Annotated in this window: 10 protein-coding genes and 3 pseudogenes; 6 read left to right on the top strand and 7 right to left on the bottom strand. The window is 66.8% G+C overall.

Annotation, left to right across the window (positions count from 1 at the left end):
* Positions 1-2: 2 nt before the first annotated feature.
* Complete coding sequence (locus PIB19_RS16555) at positions 3-410, top strand: VOC family protein (protein WP_271238223.1); 408 nt, start codon at positions 3-5, stop codon at positions 408-410.
* Positions 411-466: 56 nt separating this feature from the next.
* On the opposite strand, the gene cueR is transcribed toward PIB19_RS16555, so the two are convergent.
* The 4 genes and pseudogenes from cueR to copC all read right to left on the bottom strand — a co-directional run bounded on the left by cueR (position 467) and on the right by copC (position 4,596).
* Complete coding sequence (gene cueR, locus PIB19_RS16550) at positions 467-853, bottom strand: Cu(I)-responsive transcriptional regulator (RefSeq protein ID WP_271238222.1); 387 nt, start codon at positions 851-853, stop codon at positions 467-469.
* Positions 850-3,218, bottom strand: a pseudogene (locus PIB19_RS16545) (heavy metal translocating P-type ATPase). Before PIB19_RS16545 ends, cueR begins: the two are co-directional and overlap by 4 nt.
* 78 nt (positions 3,219-3,296) lie before the next feature.
* A complete protein-coding gene (copD, locus tag PIB19_RS16540) occupies positions 3,297-4,175 on the bottom strand; it encodes a copper homeostasis membrane protein CopD (RefSeq protein WP_271238221.1) in 879 nt (292 codons plus the stop codon).
* A 49-nt stretch (positions 4,176-4,224) separates the two neighbouring features.
* Entirely contained in the window at positions 4,225-4,596 is a 372-nt protein-coding gene (copC, locus tag PIB19_RS16535) for a copper homeostasis periplasmic binding protein CopC (RefSeq protein ID WP_271238220.1), read from the bottom strand.
* Positions 4,597-5,045: 449 nt separating this feature from the next.
* Here copC and PIB19_RS16530 point away from each other — a divergent pair.
* The 5 genes and pseudogenes from PIB19_RS16530 (at position 5,046) to PIB19_RS16510 (ending at position 12,115) form a co-directional block, all read left to right on the top strand.
* Positions 5,046-5,482: pseudogene (locus PIB19_RS16530) on the top strand (periplasmic heavy metal sensor).
* Positions 5,479-6,048 (top strand): RNA polymerase sigma factor, encoded by a 570-nt coding sequence (locus tag PIB19_RS16525; protein ID WP_271238219.1) that lies wholly within the window; start codon positions 5,479-5,481, stop codon positions 6,046-6,048. Before PIB19_RS16530 ends, PIB19_RS16525 begins: the two are co-directional and overlap by 4 nt.
* Before the next feature lie 126 nt (positions 6,049-6,174).
* Positions 6,175-7,872, top strand: a pseudogene (locus PIB19_RS16520) (copper resistance system multicopper oxidase).
* Positions 7,869-8,978 (top strand): copper resistance protein B, encoded by a 1,110-nt coding sequence (locus PIB19_RS16515; RefSeq protein WP_271238218.1) that lies wholly within the window; start codon positions 7,869-7,871, stop codon positions 8,976-8,978. The pseudogene PIB19_RS16520 and the gene PIB19_RS16515 overlap by 4 nt, the downstream one beginning before the upstream one ends.
* A gap of 464 nt (positions 8,979-9,442) precedes the next feature.
* A complete protein-coding gene (locus PIB19_RS16510; RefSeq protein ID WP_271238217.1) occupies positions 9,443-12,115 on the top strand; it encodes a TonB-dependent receptor in 2,673 nt (890 codons plus the stop codon).
* Between the two features lie 43 nt (positions 12,116-12,158).
* Here the strand turns inward: PIB19_RS16510 and PIB19_RS16505 are convergent, their stop codons facing one another.
* Genes PIB19_RS16505 through PIB19_RS16495 form a run of 3 tightly spaced genes read right to left on the bottom strand, consistent with a single transcriptional unit; the run spans position 12,159 to position 16,381 of the window.
* Positions 12,159-12,683 (bottom strand): OmpH family outer membrane protein, encoded by a 525-nt coding sequence (locus PIB19_RS16505; protein ID WP_271238216.1) that lies wholly within the window; start codon positions 12,681-12,683, stop codon positions 12,159-12,161.
* Positions 12,684-12,702: 19 nt separating this feature from the next.
* Positions 12,703-13,137 (bottom strand): outer membrane protein assembly factor BamE domain-containing protein, encoded by a 435-nt coding sequence (gene bamE / locus PIB19_RS16500; RefSeq protein ID WP_271238215.1) that lies wholly within the window; start codon positions 13,135-13,137, stop codon positions 12,703-12,705.
* A gap of 37 nt (positions 13,138-13,174) precedes the next feature.
* The gene (locus PIB19_RS16495; RefSeq protein WP_271238214.1) at positions 13,175-16,381 is read right to left on the bottom strand and encodes a YadA-like family protein; all 3,207 of its coding nucleotides are present in this window, start codon (positions 16,379-16,381) and stop codon (positions 13,175-13,177) included.
* Positions 16,382-16,389 lie beyond the last annotated feature (8 nt).

Here is a 16,389-nt window from a genome sequence, read left to right as displayed (position 1 = left end):
GCATGGCCGAGAATCAGGGCCCGATGGACGGCGTCACTGCGCATCTGACGATCCGCGAGGGCAAGGGCAGCGAAGCCGTCGAATTCTACAAGGCGGCGTTCGGCGCCGAGGAGCAGCTCCGCCACCTCGCCGACGACGGCAAGCGGATCATGCATTCGCACCTGAAGATCAACGGCGGTTCGGTGATGCTGAACGACGACTTTCCCGAATATACCGGCGGCATTTCGGTTCCCGCCGGCGTCACATTGCACCTCCAGACCGACGATGCCGACAAATGGTGGGAACGCGCCGTCGCCGCGGGCGCGACCGTGCGCATGCCGCTCGACAACCAGTTCTGGGGCGATCGCTACGGCCAGGTCGTCGATCCGTTCGGCCACCATTGGTCGATCGGCGGGCCGGTCACGGCCTGAGCGTCTCGGGCGCAAACCCGTATTTCGGGTCAAGCGTGACCACCGGAATCGCCGCGTCAGCTCCCGAGTTGTTCGAGGATCGGGCAGTCGGGCCGGGCATCGCCGTGGCAGCGGCGCGCGAGGTCGAGCAACGTCGCCCGCATCGCCTCGAGCGCCCTGGCCTTCTGCCCGAGCTCGGCCGCACGCGCCTCGGCCAGCTGCTTGACCTCGCTGCTCGACCGGTTGCGATCGGACCAGAGGGCAAGCAGGGTCTCGATCTCGGCGATCGGGAAGCCGAGATCGCGGGCGTTGGCGATGAACCGCAGGCGGTGGACGTCGGCTTCCGAATAGTCGCGATAGCCGCTGTCGCGGCGCGGCGGCGGCGGGATCAGCCCGAGCTTCTCATAATGGCGGATCATCCGCTGCGAGACCCCGCTCGCTTTCGACGCTTGCCCGATATTCATAGCCTCACCGCATTCAATCGCAGCGCATTCAATACGACCGTGAAGCTCGACAGCGCCATCGCGGCGCCGGCGAACATCGGCGACATGAGAATGCCGGCCACCGGATAGAGCACCCCCGCCGCGACGGGAACGCCGATGCCGTTGAACAGGAACGAGAAGAACAAATTCTGGCGGATGTTCGCCATCGTCGCCTTTGCCAGCCGGCGGGCGCGGACCATCGCCGAAAGATCGCCTTTGGTCAGCGTCATGCCAGCGCTCTCGATCGCGACGTCGGTGCCGGTCCCCATCGCCACGCCGACATCGGCGACGGCGAGCGCGGGGGCGTCGTTGATGCCGTCACCCGCCATCGCGACCCGCGCGCCCTTGGCCTTGAGCGCGCCGACGATCCGCGCCTTGTCCTCGGGGCGAAGGTCGGCATGGACCTCGTCCACGCCCCCGATGGTGCGGGCGATCGCCTCGGCAGTACCGCGGCTGTCGCCGGTCAGCATGACGATGCGCAGCCCCTCGGCACGGAGCGCCGCGATCGCCTCGCGCGCCGAAGCCCTGATCGGATCGGCGACGGCAAGCAGCCCCGCGATCTTGCCGTCGATCGCGACCAGCATCACGCCCGCACCGGCACTGCGATGCCGTTCGGCGGCGGCTTCGAGCGGCGCGGGGTCGGCGCCGATCCGGTGCATCTGCGCAGCGTTGCCGACCGCGACCGTCCGCCCATCGACGTGCCCGCCGATGCCGAGACCGGTCTGCGAATCGAATGCCTCGACGGAGCCGAGCTTGAGGCCGCGTTCCTCGGCCGCCTGAACGATGGCGTGGGCGAGCGGGTGTTCCGAGCGGCTCTCGACGGCGGCTGCCGCGGCAAGCAGCTCGTCGTCGGCGAGACCCGCGACCGGCTCGACTGCGATCAGCTTCGGCCGTCCTTCGGTGAGCGTGCCGGTCTTGTCGATCACCAGCGTATCGACCTTCTCCAGCGCCTGGAGCGCCTCGGCATTCTTGATCAGCACGCCGGCATGCGCACCGCGTCCGGTGCCGACCATCACCGACATCGGCGTGGCGAGGCCGAGTGCACAGGGACAGGCGATGATCAGCACGGCGATCGCATTGAGCAGCGCATGCCCGAACGCGGGCTCGGGGCCGACCAGATTCCAGACGACGAAGGTCAGAACCGCGATCAGCACGACCAACGGCACGAACCAGCCCGAGATGCGGTCGGCCACTGCCTGGATCGGCGCGCGGCTGCGCTGCGCCTCGGCGACCATCCTGACGATGCGCGCGAGCATGGTGTCCGATCCGACTGCGCGCGCCTCCATCACCAGGCTGCCGGTGCCGTTGACCGTGCCGCCGGTGACCTGCGCACCCGCCTCCTTGCGCACCGGCGCGGGCTCGCCGGTGAGCATCGATTCATCGACCGACGAGCGCCCATCGACAACGATCCCGTCGACCGGCACCGCCTCGCCTGGGCGCACGCGCAACCGGTCGCCGGCCACCACGTCGGCGAGAGTTACCTCGGCTTCGCTGCCGTCCGCGGCAATCCGGCGCGCAAGCTTGGGCGCGAGGTCCATCAGCGCACGGATGGCACGGCCGGTGACGGCGCGGGCCCTGAGCTCGAGCACCTGCCCAAGCAGCACCAGCGTGACCACCACGCCCGCTGCCTCGTAATAGACCGGCACCATCATGCCGTGTTGGCGGAAGCTCGGCGGGAACAGCTGCGGCGCGAGCGTTGCGACCAGGCTATAGAGGAACGCCGCGCCCACGCCGATCGCGATCAGCGTGAACATGTTGTAATGGCGCGACTTGAGCGATGCCCAGCCGCGCTCGAAAAGGGCAGGCCGCCCCACAGCACGATCGGCGCCGTGAGCGCGAGCTGCACCCAGGGCGAGGCGGCGGGGCGCACCAGCTCGAGCCCGAGCATCTCCGCGCCCATCGACACGGCGAGCAGCGGCACAGCGAGGATCGCCGACACCCATAGCTGGCGGGTGAAATCGACCAGTTCGGGGTTGGGCCGATCGTCGAGCGTCGGCTCCTCCGGCTCGAGCGCCATGCCGCAGATCGGGCAGGTACCGGGGCCTTCCTGGCGGATCTGCGGATGCATGGGACAGGTCCACATCGCGCCGGGCGTGGCTTCGGGCTCAGGATGCGGCGAATCGCTCAGATAGCGTTCGGGATCCGCCAGGAACTTCGTCCGGCATCCGGCGCTGCAGAAAGGATAGTCCTCGCCGTCATGCCAGGCGTGATGCGGGGTCTTAGCCGGATCGACGGTCATCCCGCAGACCGGATCCTCGACCTGTGCGGCGACGTTGGTCGCCGGTTCGCCGTGATTCGAGCAACAGCCCTTGCCGTGGCCGTGATGCGCGTGATGGTCATGATTCATGCGTCGATTCCTCCAACGCAGCATCAGATAAGGTCTGACATGATGTCAGGGTCAAGCAGAAACCCGAAAGGCTCGGCCTCAGGTCGGCAACGGATCGAGCGTGCCGAGCCACGCCACCAGTGCGAGGATCAGCGCCGCGCAGAGGGTTTCGACCATCAGGCTTGTCCGCAGCACCCGAAGCGCCGCCCGGTGATCCTCGGCCGCGAGCGCCCGCTCGAACGCCGGTACGAGCCGGAAGCGATGCGATGCGGCAAGGCCGAGCATCACGGCGAACGCCAGGAGCTTGAGGAGCAGGAGCCGGCCATAGGGTGACCCCGGCAGCGCGCTGAGTTGATCGAAATGCACCACGAGCAGCAGGTTCGCCGTGCCCGTGACGATCAGCGTAGCGACGACGACCGTCCCGATCGTCGCGAAACCGGCCAGCGCCCGAAGCGTCAGCCTGAGATGGTCTGCGGGCATCCTGTCGCTCCGCCGGAAGACGAGCAGGAGGAGCGCGGCCAGCGCGCCGATCCAGATCCCGGCCGCGAGCAGGTGAAGAATGTCGGCGCCGAGGTGAACTGTGCCGACCGCGCCCTCGCGCATGGCCGCATGGCCGCCCCATGCGAGGCTCGCCAGTGCCATTCCGCCGCCGAGTCCGGCGCTCGACAGCATGAGGACCGGCCGCCTGCCGCAGGTCAGGACCGCGACCAGCACGAGGGCGAGTGCCGCCACGCGCGCGATCCAGGCGGTGCCGACGGTGGTCTCGGGGACGACCATCGCGATCGAGGCAGAATCGACCGCCCTCAGCGGCACGCCGGCCATCGCGGCAGCGAGCGCGGCCAGCCCCGCCGCCGACAGCAGCAGGCCGAGCAGCGCGGTACCGCCAAGCAGCGGGCGGAACGCAATCGCGGCGCCAGACAGGCGCTCGTCTCCGCGAAGACCATAGAGGCCGAACGCGGCGACGCCGAACAGCGCCATCAGATCGAGATAGAGCGCGAACCGGAGGGCAATTGCGATTGCGTCCATGCTACTGGACTTTGAAGCTGTAATTCCCCTGCACTCGGTGGGTGTCGGCCGACACCACATGCCAGTCGACGCGGTAACCGCCCTTGGGAAGCGGCTTCGCCAGTGTCAGCACCAGCGTCTTGCCATCCTCGGCAACGCTCGCTTTGACGGGCATCCGCATCGGCCCATGCATCTTCATGCCCGGCATTTCGGTCATGACGAGTTCCGCGCCCGAGAACTGCGCGACCAGCCGCTCCGAGAAGACGAGCTGGAGGCGCGCGGTCGGTGCGGTCGCCGCGTCGGGGGCCGGCGTTGCCGAGACGAGCTTGGGATGGGCAAAGGCAGGAAGCGGCGCGACGAGCGCCGCGATGGCGAGAACGGGGGCAAAACGCATTCGGGATTCACTCCGGGACGGCGGCGGCATGCCGGTCTTCCGGAGAATACGCATCGCCGAAGCGCAGCCCTCATCAACGTGCGTTCAATGCGTCCTGAACCATCTTGCGCGAGGGATTGCCCGCTCATCTGCGTAGATGCAGAAAAGGGGCGAGCGGAGAGACGGCATGACTATGGATTTGGACGAGGCGCTCGGCCGGCTCTCGGCGGCGCCGACGCCCCTGGCCTGGCGGAGATCGAGGACAGGGTATTCGCACGGGTGCGCGAGGAAGCGGCGTTCGCTGCGCAGACGACGAACCGGTTGCGGATTGGCGCGGTCGCTGTGGTCGTGGCGCTTGGCCTGGGCGTCGCCGCCGGAAGCCCGGTAACGGCGACGGCTTCGCCGAACGCGCTATCGCCCTTCAGCCCATCGAGCCCGCTCGCCCCTTCCACATTGCTGGCAGCCGGTTGATGAAGCCCTGGCGCTGGACGGTCGGCATTGCGGTCATCGCCTTCCTCGCGGGCATCGCGGGCGCCCTCGTCGGACGTGCGCTGATCCCGGCGCGGACTCAATCGTCCGAGCTGCACGACGTCCTGCATCATCAGCTCAAGCTCGATGCCGGTCAGGAGGCGCGGATCGAGGTGATCGAACGGCAGTTCGCCGTGCGTCGCCGCGCGCTCGAGCTCGAGCTGCGTGCCGCCAATGCGCGGCTCGCCGATGCGATCCAGGCCGAGCACGGCAATGGACCGAAGGTCGCGGCGGCGGTCGATTCGTCGCACGTCGCCATGGGCGAGCTTCAAAGGCGACCCTCGCGCACATCTTCGCGATGCGGCAGATCCTGCATCCCGATCAGGCGGACCAATTCGATCGGGCAGTGGTGAAGGCGCTGACCGCCGACGCACGGTGAGCCTCGATCCATCCGCGCTGAGCGACGGCGATCTCGCGATCCTGAGCCTCGCCGGCAGGGACGCCGCTTTTGCCGAGATCATGCGCCGGCACCGCGATGCGATCTTTCGCATCGTCGCCGGCAATATCGGCGATCCCGAGGAAGCGCTCGATCTCGTCCAGGAAACCTTCGTCGCGGCGCATCGCGCGCTCGGCCGCTACGATGGGCTGCGCCCGATGCGGCGGTGGCTGGTGACCATCGCGCTCAACAAATGCCGCGACTGGCGCCGGCGCCGCGCCGTGCGCCGGCTGTTCGTCTTCGCGCTGCCCCTCGATGCGAGCAGTACCGAAGTTCGGGAGGACCGGGCGCTGCCGGATGCCGAAGCCGCGGCTCGCGAGGAAGTGCAGCGCGTCGGGCGCGCGATCGCGGAACTTCCGGCGCAACTCCGCGAGCCGCTGGTGTTGCGAACAGTGGAGGATATGAGCCAGGCCGAGACTGCGGCGATCCTCGGCATCACCGAAAAGGCGGTCGAGACCCGGGTGCGGCGCGCCCGGGCGAAGCTCAGCGAGCAATTGCGGCATTCCTGAACGCCTCTTGACCCTGACATCGTGTCAAACCCTATCTGAGCCGCGGCAAAAAGGACCGGCGGCGAGGGCATCGCCGCGCCCGTGCGTATCGGCAATCAACGGCTCAGGCCCGCCACAGGGACAGACATGACAAAGAAGATCAACCGCCGACAATTGCTGCGCGGCGCGACTTCACCGCGGGTGGGCTCGCCGCCGCGAATTGGCTGCCGGCCTGGGCGCAGACCGTCTCGCCCGGGATCGTCCGGCCGCTGCCGACGCTCTCGGGCAACGACATCACGCTCAGGATCGCGCGGATGACGATGGTCCTCGACGGCCGCAAGTCCAATGCGATCGGCATCAACGGCACCGTGCCCGCGCCACTGCTGCGCCTGCGCGAGGGCCAGACGGTGCGGCTCAACGTCGTCAACGATCTCGACGAGGATAGCTCGATCCATTGGCACGGCCTGCTCGTGCCGCCGCAGTTCGACGGCGTTCCGGGCGTGTCCTTTCCCGGCATCAAGCCCCATTCGAGCTTCCTCTACGAGTTCCCGCTTCGGCAGAACGGCACCTATTGGTACCACAGCCATTCGGGGCTCCAGGAGCAGCTTGGTCACTACGGCCCGATCGTGATCGATCCCGCCGGCCCCGATCCGGCCCGATACGATCGCGAGCATGTGCTCGTGCTTGCCGATCACAGCCGGATTTCCCCGCAGGAGATCTTCCGCCGGATGAAGGTCGATCCGGGGCATTTCAACTTCCAGCGCCAGACGCTCGCCGGCCTGCTTTCGGGCCGTGACCAGAAGCTGAAGGACCGGCTCGACTGGGGCCGGATGCGCATGGACCCGACCGACGTGCTCGACGTCACCGGCGCCGCCTACACCTATATCGTCAACGGCCACGGCCCGCGCGACAATTGGACCGGACTGTTCAGGCCCGGCGAGCGCGTGCGGCTGCGCGTGATCAATGCCTCGGCGATGACCAACTTCAATGTGCGCATGCCGGGGCTCCCGCTGACGATCGTCCAGGCCGACGGCCAGAACGTCCATCCGGTCGAGGTCGAGGAATTCCAGATCGGTGTCGCCGAGACCTATGACGCAATCGTCACGCCGGGCGAGGACAAGGCCTATACGATCGTCGCCGAGGCGGTCGACCGTTCGGGGATGGCGCGCGCGACGCTGGCGCCGCGTCCCGGCATGGCCGGCGAAGTGCCGCCGCTGAGAAAACGTCCGATCGCGACGATGAAGGACATGGGCATGGACATGTCGAGCATGCCCGGAATGGACCACGGCTCGATGCAGATGCGCGACTTTTCCAACGCCCCCAGGTCAGGAAGGGCCCCGGCGTGCAGACGATCTCGCCGATGCCGATGGACCGCACCGGCGAGCCCGGCCAGGGGCTCGAGGACGCCGGGCACAAGGTGCTGGTCTACAAGGATCTGATGGCGCTCGATCGCAATCCGGACGTGCGCGCGCCTTCGCGCAGCATCGACATCCACCTGACCGGTAACATGGAACGGTTCATGTGGTCGTTCGACGGCGAGAAGATGTCGGACAAGCACGAGCCGATCCCGTTCACCGAGGGCGAGCGGGTGCGGGTGAACCTCATCAACGACACGATGATGAGCCATCCGATCCACATCCACGGCCATTTCTTCGAGCTGGTCACCGGGCATGGCGATCACGCCCCCGCAAGCACACCGTGCTCGTCCAGCCGGGCGGCAAGGTGACGTGGGACTTCACCGCCGACGCGGTCGGCGACTGGGCGTTCCACTGCCACCTGCTCTATCACATGGAAGCGGGCATGATGCGCATCGTCAGCGTGCGGCCGAAGGGAGAGGCGGCATGAGCCGGGCCCTCACTGCGCTCGCGGCATCCACGGCGCTCGCCTTTGCCCAGCCGGTGCTCGCGCAGGAGCATTCGCAGCATCAGGGCATGAACATGCCGGGCATGCAGACGCCCGCCCCGGCGAAGAAGCCAGCGCCTAAAAAGCCTGCGCCCAAGAAACGGGCAGCGAAGCCCGCCAAGCCTGCGGCGCCGCAGAGCGGCGGCATGGAGGGCATGGATCATTCGGGGCACGACATGAGCCAGATGCCGCCCGCGTCCGATCCGGCCGAGCCGATGCCCGGCATGGACATGCAGGATCATAGCCGGCACGGCGCGGCTCCGCAGGCCGAGCACGGCGGGATGGAGATGACCGGGACGGCACTGCCCGCCGGCGATGCGGCCGCACCCCCACCGCCGATGGACCATTTTGCCGACCGGCAGTTTCCACAGGACGAAATGGCGCGCGCGCGGGAGCGGATGATGCGCGAGCAGGGCGGCCAGATCTTCCATCAAATCATGTTCAACCTTGCCGAATATCGCGCGCGGCAGGGCCGCGACGGCTATCATTGGGATGGCGAGGCGTTCGTCGGTGGCGACATCGATCGCCTCTGGCTCAAGTCGGAGGGCGAAGGCGCGTTCGGCGAGCGGCTCGAAAGCGCCGAGGTGCAGGCGCTCTACAGCCATGCGATCGGCCCCTATTTCAACCTCCAGGCCGGTGTCCGCCAGGATTTCGGGCGCGGACCGGACCGCACCTATGCGACGGTCGGATTCGAGGGCCTCGCCCCCTACATGTTCGAGGTCGAGGGCGCGCTGTTCCTCTCGACCAAGGGAGATCTGCTCGGCCGCCTCGAGGGCTATTACGACCAGCGGATCACCCAGCGGCTGATCCTGCAGCCGCGCGTCGAGCTCAACCTCGCGCCGCAGGATGTTCCGGAGAACCGGATCGGCGCCGGCCTCACCGATGCCGAACTGGGCCTCAGATTACGCTACGAGATCACGCGCCAATTCGCGCCCTATGTCGGCGTCGCCTGGGAGGCGAAGACCGGCCGGACCGCCGATTTCGCGCGCGCCGACGGCGAGGATCCCACCACTACGAGCTTCGTCGCGGGATTGCGCATCTGGTTCTGAATCCGCGCCGACGCGGCGCAGCCAAGGAGAAGGGCGGGCGAAGGATAGGACGCAAGACTATCCGGAACGTCTTTCGTTTGCCGACCTTTACGCCGGACTCTGCACAAATGCGTCTACCCGCCGCTTTTGCGACAAGCTGCCGGAAACGGGCGGCGCAGTTGCCCCTCGTCGCCTTTACAAGGCGGCGCCTGCCTCTAGCCTAAATCATATAAATGAGACGTGAGCGGAAGGCGATCTCGCGATCGCGGCCGGCACCAGGGGGCGATGCAAAGGGAGAGAATGATGAAGATGTCGCTCAAGGCATGCTTGCTTGTAAGTGCGTTGACGATCTCCACACCGACACTGGCGCAGCAAAATCCACCACCCCTTCCGGGTCGCCCGAAGGCGCGGAAACCACGTCTCAGGAACCTTCCGCCGCCGCAACCGAAGCGGCGCAGGCAGCGCCCCAAGGCGAAGATATCGTAGTGACCGGGATCCGCAGCAGCCTTGCTTCCTCCGCCCGGATCAAGCGCGAGGCCCAGCAGATCGTCGACACCATTTCGGCCGAGGATGTCGGCAAGTTCCCCGATGCGAACATCGCCGAATCGCTCCAGCGCATCACCGGCGTCGCCATCGATCGTTCGGGCGGCGAGGGCCAGTTCATCACGGTCCGCGGGCTGGGGCCGGAATTCAATACGGTGCTGGTCAACGGCCGCGTGATGGCGACGGACAATCCGGGCCGGGAATTCTCGTTCGACGTGCTGTCCTCGAACATGATCCAGCGCACCGATGTCTATAAATCCAGCGTGCCCGAGCTGCAGGAAGGCGGCATCGGCGCCACCGTGAACATCGTCACCGCCCGCCCGCTCGAGGGACGCAGCGGCTTCCACATCGCCGCATCGGCCGGCGGCATCTATGACACGCTGCGCGAGAAGGTGAGTCCCGATCTGTCAGCGGTCGCCTCCTTCACCAACGCGGAAAAGACGATCGGCATCGTGCTGGCGGGGTCCTACACCGATCGCTACAGCCAGCTCGATTATGTGCGCACCGAAGGCTGGCTGTTCGGGCCGCAGCGGACAGTGGACGGGACGGCGGATTCGACCGGACTGACGCCCGGTGCGATCGTCACCACGCCCGGCGACGTGCACACGCCGCAAAATGTCCAGTTCGCCCGGCAGCTGGACCGCCGGCGGCGTATCAACGTCTCCGGCACCTTCCAGGCGGAGCTGGCCGACAATCTGCTGCTGACCGTCGACGGCATCTATTCGAAGTTCGACGTGTTCAGCGACCGCAACATCTTCGCCAACTTCTTCTCCGCGCCCTATATCGGCATGGAGGTGGACGAGCAGGGCACCGTCACCGGCTTCAATCGCCCCGGGCAGCAATTCCTCGCCGCCAATCCGGCGCTGGCCGACGCAGTGTCGCTTTCCCAGAACGACAATATCGTCAATCCCAGCGACCGGCTGACCACGACCTATCAGATCGGCGGCAATCTCAGATGGCGGCCGAGCGAGGATGTCGAGGTACGGCTCGATGCCTCGAACACCCGCGCGAAGCAGCGCGCGCCGGGAATGTTCGTCGTGGTCGGCTCGCTGGCGCAGACCAGCCCGCGCTTCGACTTGAACAAGGGCAGTGACCTGCCGATCGTGTCCAATTCGGGCAACATCACCGATCCGTCGCTGATGCGGGCGCATTTCACTGCCGCCGACGACAATCGCGTGCAGGACCAGGGCTCCGAATATCATCTCGACACCGAATTCAAGGTGCATGACAGCCCGTTGCAGGCGGTCCGGATCGGCTTTTCCTATTCCGATCGCAGCAAGCTTCGCCGCACGCAGAACAACCAGGACGGGAACTGCGCCTATTGCGGGTACGAGATCCCGATGGACACGTCGCTGCTCGAGCCCTTCAAGCTCGACAATTTCCTGTCGGGCGTGTCGGGCAGCGAGAATGTGCCCGCGCAATTCTTCACTTATGACCCGCGCGCGGTGATCGCCTTCCTCTCCGATCCGGCGAACCTGGCCCGGCCCCGGCAAGGACGAACCGCGGCCGAGCAGGCCGCCGAAGCGGCGCGCCTGCTGGCATTGCCGGGCGGTCCCTATGGCGTGCGCGAGAATCTGGGCAGCCGGCTGGATGTCCAGGAAGAGCTGTTGGCCGGCTATATCGCCATGCAGTTCGGCGGAACGAACTGGTCGGGCAATGCCGGCATCCGCGTCGTCCGCACGCAGACGATCTCGCGCGGATTCGCGCTGCCGGTAGTGAACATCACCAACACGCCCGGCGACGACACGCTGCAATATCAATATGGCGATTCCACGCCGGTCTCGGTCCGCAACAGCTATGTCAATGCGTTGCCCTCGGCGAATCTCAAGGTGAACCTGACCGACAAACTGATCGCACGCGCGGCCTTTTCGCAGACGGTGACTCGCCCGACGCTTACCGATCTGGGTGTCGACAATTCCTTTGGCGGGCGCGTGTCGGTGCCCTTGTCGAGCGGCGGCAATCCCGCGCTGCAACCGTTCAAGTCGACCAATTACGATCTGTCGCTGGAATGGTATCTGTCACCGGTCAGTTATCTGAGCATCGGCGGCTTCTACAAGACTCTGAGCGACTTCCTCGAGCTCCAGACGCTGCCGGTCGAGCGGTTCGGGCGGGTGTTCCAGGATACGCGCACGCGCAACGGCCAGACGGGCTATATCCGCGGGATCGAGGTCGGCGGCCAATATTCGTTCGATTTCCTGGGCGGTTTCGCCTCGGGCTTCGGCGTGGCCGGCAACTATACCTATGTCGACAGCAAGGCCAATCGCGACACGACGCTGTCGGATTATGATTGCGGCTATAACGGCCTTTCGCCCCATTCGGCGAACGGCAGCGTGTTCTACGAGAAATTCGGCCTGGCGGCGCGCGTTTCGTACAATTGGCGTTCGGACTATCTGCGGGCCTGCCGCTCGGACCAGGCGCGCCCGCGAAACCGGTCGGCTTATGGCCAGCTCGATTTCAACCTGGGCTATGATGTGACGCCGAACTTCCAGCTCTATGTCCAGGGCGTCAACGTCACCAAGGCGCGGGTCGACGAATGGTCGGCCATCCAGGATCGCTTCCTGATGCTTCAGGATAGCGGCGCGCGGTACAATTTCGGCGTCCGCGCGACATTCTGACCTGCTTTGCCTCGCTGCGCCGGGAGCGCAGCGAGGCATCACCTCATTGGAGAATGACGTTTTGCAGCACGCCGTCCATCTCACGGGCGGCAGCCGCGGTGATGTCCATGGCATTGTTCCAGCCATAAGCGTGGTCGCGCTCCATCACGACGCTGCATGCGCTGCGCGTGATGACGCGGCTGAGCGCGTCGTTGAGCGCACGATCGATCTGCTGCTGGCCGCGCGTCTGGGCGGCGATGAATCGCGCATTCTGCTGCTGCTCGAGCGCCTGTGCCTGCTGGTTGAGAACGGCCAATTGCCGCTGGAATTCGATGGGCGCGATTGCGCTTTGCCGCGCTTCCAGCGCCCGGCGCTGCTGATCGAGGGCCGCGCGCCGCTGCGCCAGCTCGCCGTTCAAAGACACCTGCATCTGCTTGAGCTGCGCCTGCAGCGACTGGCCCGCGCGCGAGGCGCTGATCGCGCCTGTGCGCGAGAGCATGCAATAGCCCGGGATCGGCGGCCCGAAGGTCTGTGCAAATGCAGGGCTGGCAAACGCCAGAGAGGTGACGAACAAGCCGATCAATCGCATGCCGCCACCTCTCACCCAATCAGCTCGCCGCTGCAACCCGGTCCGCGCAGGATTGCTCCTGCCAGATCACTTCGGAAACCGTGACGCTATACCGTCCGCGCTGCCGCTCGAAGCGGATCTGCATCCGGCAGCGTACCCGCTCCACGCTTCCCGGCGCGACCGGGAAGAACAGCACGTAATTCCATCGCCGGGTGATGCCCTCGCCGAAATGCGGCGGGCCGAGCAGCGGATAGATGCTGAACTTGTCGACCCCCGGCGTGATCAGCCGCACCGAGGCGGGGCTCACCGTCACGCCCAGTTTCTTGTGCTCGAGCGGTGCCTTGTGAAAGGCCGAGGGATCGACCGATGCCACATAGGTCGTGGCCGCGGGCGCCGGTGGGGCCTTCTGAGCGACGGCCGCGGCTGGACTCATGAGGCCCGTAAGGATCGTGAGCGCGAGGAACCTGGTTTTCATTGCGTCCTCCTTGGAAGATCAGATGGGAGATGGGAGGTCAGAACTGGAAGCCGACACCGGCATTGGCGCCGACCCGCTTTTGCGTGTCGTAGGTCGCGCCCGCTTTGATGACGGTCTTTCCGTCATCCATCACCCGCGAGACGCCGAGGGCGAAGGCGGACTGCCCCTGATAGGTGCCGGCACCGAAGGCCAGCATCCCGCGGCCGGGCTCGAACGCCTGGGGAAGCCCCGCCGCCGCCAGTGCGCCCGCGGTTCCGGCATTGGCATCCCTTCGGACCTGCGACAGGTCGAACTCGACGCCGGCCAGCCGCGTGTCGGTATAGGCGTTGGCCGAGGCGAGCGTGCTGGCGAGGCCGTCGCCGAGTTGCTTGACGTTGACCGCGTCGGTGGGCGCGACGCCGGCCGCGACGTTGTGCAGCGTGGTCGCCGCCCCGCCCGGGTTGAAGGTCACCGAGTTGCCGGTGGCATCGTACTGCACCGAATTGTTGGCGACCTGCTGCACCTGGTGGAGCTGCGACCCGTTGACCGCATCGGTCGACGTGGCGTTCACCGCCCCCGCGCCGACATTCTGCACCACGTTGCCCCCCATGTTGACACCCGTATTAGCCCCCACAGCAAGCCCGCCATTGGCATTGACCACGCCGCTGAATGTCGGATTGTCCGCCATCGCGACCTGGAGCTGGTTGCCGTTCAGCGTCACCACCGTGTTGGAGCCGGCGGTCACGTTGAGCGTGCCGTTCGACGGAACGTTCGTCGTCGGGCCGCCATTGGCCTGGATGTTCCAGCCGGCGCCGGCGGTCGTGTTGATCGCCGTCAGGGCATCGTTGACGCTGTTATAGGTGTTGCCGCCGACATTCAGGTTGGTCGTGACGGTGCCGGTGGTCGGATCGTAGCTCGAATTGCCACCGAGGCCGGCAGCGGTGCTGTTGCCGAGATTGGTGACGTTGTTGGTCAGGTCGGTGACGCGCGCGTCGACATTGGTGACGCCGTTCTCGATCGTGGTCACCCGGTTGTCGATATTGTTGATCTGGGTGTTCTGGGCTCCCAGCGCGTCGCCGACATTGTTGTAGGTGTTGCCGCCCACGCTGTAGCTCGGCGCGGTATAATTGCCCGTCGTCGAGTCATAGGACGCGCCGCCGCCGAGCGACGTGGCGGTGTTCTGCGCGACCTGATTGAGCTGGCTGACGTTCACTGCGTCGGTCGGCGCCGAGCCCGCGGCGACATTGGTGAGCTGCCGCTCGGCGCCCGCGCTGCCCACCGACACCTCGCCTGCCGAGTTCTGCGGCGCGGCGAGCCCATAGCCGGCATAGCCCGTCCGCGAGCCGACCGCCGTCGTCGCCCCGGCGCCGAGCGCGACGCTGCCCGAGAAGCTGGCATTGGCGCCCGGACCGATCGCGATCGACTGAATTCCGTTGGCGACCGAATTGGTGCCGAGCGCGATGCCGTCGGCCTGCGAGACATGGGCGTTCTGCCCGATCGCAGTGCCGCCCGGCGCAGTCTGATCGACGATCGCGCCGTTGCCCATGCCGATGCCATTGTCGCCGTTGACCACCGTGGTCGGGCCGACCGCGATCGATTCCGCACCGACCGCCAGCGAGTCCGGCGCCGACGAATTGGCGTGGAAGTACAGCACCGGAGTGACCGAGACCGAAGCGATGGCGCCCTGAAGCTGGCGCAGCGTCACGGCATCCTGCGCGCTGGTGCCGTCGGCGACATTGATGATCTGGCGATATTCGCTCGTCGCCGCATTGCCGACCGAAACGGCACCGAGCATCGTCGCGTCCGTCGTATTGTACGGAACGAAGCCGATGCCCGCCGCGATCGTGCCGCTGACCGGCGCGATCGCACGATCGGCGATCGAACCCGCGCCCAGCGCCAGCGAACCGTCGACGCTGGCCAGCGCGTCGCGCCCGAGCGCCACTGCGTTCCTGGCGGTAGCCGTCGCCTGATAGCCGATCGCGCTCGATCCCACTCCTTGGGCAAAGGCATCGGTTTGCGCGAGGCCCGTCTCGTTGGTGCGGACATAACGGATGCCGAGGCCATTCGCGTCGGTGTAGGCGGTCGAAGTGTCGCCGGCGATGTTGGTGATCGCGCCGCCGAGATTGGTGAGGCTGCCCTCGACCGTCGTCACCCGGCCGTCGAGACTGGCGATATCGTTGGTGTTGATCGTCACCTGCTGGTTGGTCGCGAAGAGCTGCGAGCCGTTGACTGCGTCGGTCGAGCTGCCGTCGAGACGGCCTGCCGCGACATTGGTGATCGTCCGCTCGGCGCCCACCGCGCCCACGCTCACCGTGCTGAGCGGCGTCGTCCCGGCGAAATTATAGGTATTGCCGCCGATCAGCGCGCTCGCCGTGCCCACTGCCGCCAAAGTGCTCGAGCCCGAGCCGAGCGCGATGTCGCCTGCATTGTTGGCCACTGCGTTGGGGCCGATCGCGACCGAGTCGGTTCCCAGCGCCTGGCTGTCCGGCTGGGACGAATTGGCATGGAAATATTTGATCCCGCCGCCGGTGGTGATGTTGTTGACCGTGTTGCCGAGATTGGTGATGTCGGTGGTGTTCTGGTTCACCTGCGTGCCGAGGCTGTCCACTGCCTGGTTGGTCGCGAACAGCTGTGAGCCGTTGATCGCATCGGTCGAGCCGCCGTTGATCCGGCCGGCCGCGACATTGGTGACCGTCCGCTCCGCACCCGCCGCGCCGACGCTCACCGTGCTGGTGGGCGTGGTGCCGGCAAAGGCATAGTTGGTGCCGTTGACGGTGGCGCCGGCCGTGCCCACCGCCGCCAGGGTGCTGCTGCCCGAGCCGAGCGCGACATCGCCCGCGCTTGCCGTGGCAGTCGCACCGTTGCCGAGCGCGACATTCCCGGCGATGCCCGCCGCACCGGCGGTCGAGCCGTTGCCGAGCGCGACGCTGCCCTGGCCGATCGCGCGGTTGTTGTTGCCGATCGCCACTGCGCCATTGGCCTGGTTCGCGACCGTTGCAGTGGCGGTGCCGTCGCTGTTGGCGATGTTGTTGGCGCCGCCGGTGAACGCGCCGGTGCCGCTGGCAAAGCTCGGATCGCCGATCGATACCGCGCCGTCGCCGAAGGCGGTGTTGGACCGTCCGATCGCCACCGCGCCGCCGGCGGCGGTGCTGGCATTGGCCGTGCTCAGATTGCCGATGGCGACGTTGACGCCCGTCGCACCCGTGGTGGCGGTGTCGCCCAGAGCCACCGAGGAGGCGCTGCCGACCACGGACCTGTTGCCCATGGCAACCG

The sequence above is a fragment of the Sphingomonas sp. 7/4-4 genome (genome assembly GCF_027941955.1).
In the GTDB taxonomy this organism is placed as follows: domain Bacteria; phylum Pseudomonadota; class Alphaproteobacteria; order Sphingomonadales; family Sphingomonadaceae; genus Sphingomonas.
Note: the sequence above shows the minus strand (reverse complement) of the source record. Positions and strands in the feature narration are given on the sequence as shown.